The organism is Roseateles chitinivorans (assembly GCF_002761755.1).
In the GTDB taxonomy this organism is placed as follows: Bacteria; Pseudomonadota; Gammaproteobacteria; order Burkholderiales; family Burkholderiaceae_C; genus Roseateles; species Roseateles chitinivorans.
The window spans coordinates 1-3,213 of sequence record NZ_PEOG01000139.1 but is presented as its reverse complement, the minus strand read 5'-3'; the positions used below and the strand labels follow the sequence as shown (position 1 = coordinate 3,213).

Here is a 3,213-nt window from a genome sequence, read left to right as displayed (position 1 = left end):
CGGCCGGCGGCGCCCCGGCCAGCGATCGCGCCAGGAAGGCCTCCAGCTTCGGGCCGTGCGCGCCGTCGTCCTGGAAGTAGATCTGCCAGAGCATCGGCCGTCCGGCCCACTGGGCGCGGACGAAGGAGTCCTCGCCCCGCACCAGGTTCAGGTCGCAGGACCAGAGCAGCCGGTCGTAGTCGATCTGCGTGAGCGCGGGCAGGGCGATCGCGCGTTGGCCGGTGCGCAGCTGGGGCGGCAACGCCGACTGCGGCGCGCCGCGGCACAACAGCAGGAGCCAGCCCGGGCCCAGGGCCGCCAGGAAGTCGTCCAGCGGCGCCTGCGGATATGCGAACAGGCTGAGCACGCGCTCGCCGCTCAACGGCGCCCAGCCGCGCTCGCCCAGCCAGCGCTTGCCGTCATGCGCGTCGATGGCCTCGATCAGGCCCGGTTCGCGCAGCAGGCCCCCGGTGCGCGCGTTGAAGCCCGGGTAGAAGAAGCGCTTGTCCAGCCCGGCGCCCGGGCCGGAGAACTGCGGCGACTTCAAGCCATGGCTGCGCTCCACGTAGCTTTCGGCGCTCAGGTACTCGAGATTGATCCAGGCCGGCGCGATCGGCCTGGCGGCCATCGAGGCGACGAAGGCGGCCGGCAGCTCGCAGCCGAAGGTCTCCACGACGACGTCGCCCGGCGCGGCGGCCGGGCTGTCGTCCCATGGCAGACACTGCAGCCGCTCGACCGCCTCCGGTTGCATCCACGCCAGCGGCGACAGGTCGTCGCACCACAGTCGCACCTGCGCGCCGCGGTTGGCCAGGTCGCGCGCGAGCCGCAGGCAGACGCCGAGGTCGCCATAGTTGTCGATGACGCGACAGAAGATGTCCCAGGTCGTCGTGTCAGGAGACTGCGTGGCGGAAGCGGATTCGGCGAGGGCGTCGGGCATCGCGGAATTATCCGGCGGCACAATCGCGCCCCATGAGCACGACCCCCGCCGGCGCCAGCGAAGTGCCGGATCCTTCCTCCCCGACCGTCCCCGCGGAGCAGCCGCCCGCCGAGGCGCCGGCGGCACCCGCCGCCATGGAGTCGCCGGCGCCGTCCCATGCCGATGCGTGGAACGCCCAGTCCGAAGCCATCGAGGCCGCCGAGTCGCGCCGTGTCGCGGACATGGAGCGCGCCGCGCGCGAGGTCCGCGACCGGCTGCTGGCCGAGGTGCTGGCGCTGCCGGCGCTGCCGGGCGTCTACCGCTATTTCGACGCGCAGGACCATGTGCTCTACGTCGGCAAGGCCAAGAACCTGAAGCGCCGCGTCTCCAGCTACTTCCAGAAGGATCACGGCGGCACGCGCATCGGGATGATGGTGGCGCGCATCGCGCGGCTCGAGACCACGGTGGTGCGCACCGAGGCCGAGGCGCTGCTGCTCGAGAACAACCTGATCAAGGCGCTCAACCCGCGGTTCAACATCCTGTTCCGCGACGACAAGAGCTATCCCTACCTGCGCCTGTCCGGCCATGCCTGGCCGCGCATCAGCTACTACCGCGGCGCGGTCGACCGGCGCCATCGCTATTTCGGCCCGTTCCCCAGCGCCTGGGCGGTGAAGGAATCGATCCAGCTGATCCAGAAGGTCTTCCAGCTGCGGACCTGCGAGGACACCGTCTTCAACAACCGCAGCCGTCCCTGCCTGCTGCACCAGATCCACCGCTGCACCGGCCCCTGCGTGCCCGAGGGCCAGAACGACGACTATCGCCGCAATGTCAGCAACGCCGAGCGCTTCCTGCTCGGCGAGACACAGGAGGTGCTGGACGCGCTGCAGGCGCAGATGATGAGCCACGCGGAGCGCTTCGAGTACGAGCAGGCCGCCGGCATCCGCAACCAGATCACCGCCTTGTCGAAGGTGCTGCAGCAGCAGGCGGTCGACGAGAACAGCGCCACCGGGCGCGATCGCGACGTCGACATCCTGGCGGTGAAGCTGCAGGGCGGGCGCGCCTGCGTGAACCTCGCGATGGTGCGCGGCGGGCGGCATCTGGGGGACCGGGCCTACTTCCCGAAGCATGTCGACGACGCGACGGCGGTGCAGCTGCTCGATGACGACGATCTGCCGGAGCTCGATCCTTCGGCCGGCGAGGGCGACACCGGCGGCGGCGTCGCGGTCGCGCGCCCCGCGCCGCCGAGCCCCGAGCGCCAGGTCCTGGAAGCCTTCATCGCGCAGCACTACCTCGAGATGCCGGTGCCCTCGCTGCTGGTGCTGTCGGAGCCGGTCGATCCGGCGCTGGCCGAGGCGCTGAGCGCGCAGGCCGGCTACCGGGTCACCACCCAGGCCCAGCCGCGCGGCCAGCGCCGCATCTGGCAGGAGATGTGCGTCAAGGGCGCCGAGATCGCGCTGGCGCGGCTGCTGTCGGAGGAGGGCTCCCAGCAGGCGCGGACCCGCGCGCTCGTGGACGCGCTGGACCTCAGCGTCACCGAGCTCGACAAGTTCCGCATCGAATGCTTCGACATCAGCCACACCGCCGGCGAGGCGACCCAGGCGTCCTGTGTCGTCTTCGAGGGTCACCAGATGCAGAGCAGCCAGTACCGGCGCTTCAACATCGAGGGCATCACCGGCGGCGACGATTACGCGGCGATGCGGCAGGTGCTGACACGCCGTTACAGCAAGATGGCCGAGGCCGCCCAGAATGGCACCGGTCGTCTGCCGGACCTGGTCCTGGTCGACGGCGGCAAGGGCCAGGTGTCGATGGCGCGCGAGGTCTTCGAGGAACTCGGCGTCGACCTCAGCCTGATCGTCGGCGTCGAGAAGGGCGAGGGCCGCAAGGTGGGCCTGGAGGAACTGGTCTTCGCCGACGGGCGGGAGAAGGTCTACCTGGGCCGCGATTCGGCGGCGCTGATGCTGGTCGCCCAGATCCGGGACGAGGCGCACCGCTTCGCGATCACCGGCATGCGGGCCAAGCGGGCGTCGATCCGCACCGGCGGCTCGCGGCTGGAGGATGTCCCGGGCGTCGGACCGAAGAAGCGCGCGCAGTTGCTGCAGCGATTCGGCGGCGTGCGAGGCGTGGCGGGGGCGAGCGTCGAGGAGCTGTGCAGCGTCAAGGGCATCTCGCGCGAGTTGGCCGAGGACATTTATCGCGCGCTGCATTGAATGGCGCGCGGCTGGTTGGGAATGGAAGCATGACAACGATCGATCGAATCCCCGCGAGGGACGCGGCGCGCTGGGGCGCCAAGGTGGCGCTCGCGCTGATGCTGGCGGCCT

The 3,213-nt window shown here is 70.7% G+C and carries 2 protein-coding genes; one reads left to right on the top strand and one right to left on the bottom strand.

Annotated elements, in window-relative coordinates:
- A partial coding sequence (locus CS062_RS24900) for an elongation factor P maturation arginine rhamnosyltransferase EarP (RefSeq protein ID WP_099864529.1) occupies nucleotides 1-916 on the bottom strand: 916 nt, incomplete at its 3' end.
- A 221-nt stretch (nucleotides 917-1,137) separates the two neighbouring features.
- Between CS062_RS24900 and uvrC the strand changes: the two genes are divergently transcribed.
- Nucleotides 1,138-3,102, top strand: coding sequence for an excinuclease ABC subunit UvrC (uvrC, locus tag CS062_RS24895; protein ID WP_233218245.1), 1,965 nt, complete (start codon nucleotides 1,138-1,140; stop codon nucleotides 3,100-3,102).
- Nucleotides 3,103-3,213: the final 111 nt, after the last annotated feature.

Coding starts and splice junctions, on each gene's coding strand:
- uvrC (WP_233218245.1), top strand. CDS start 1,138: ATGGAGCGCGCCGCGCGCGAGGTCCGCGACCGGCTGCTGGCCGAGGTG.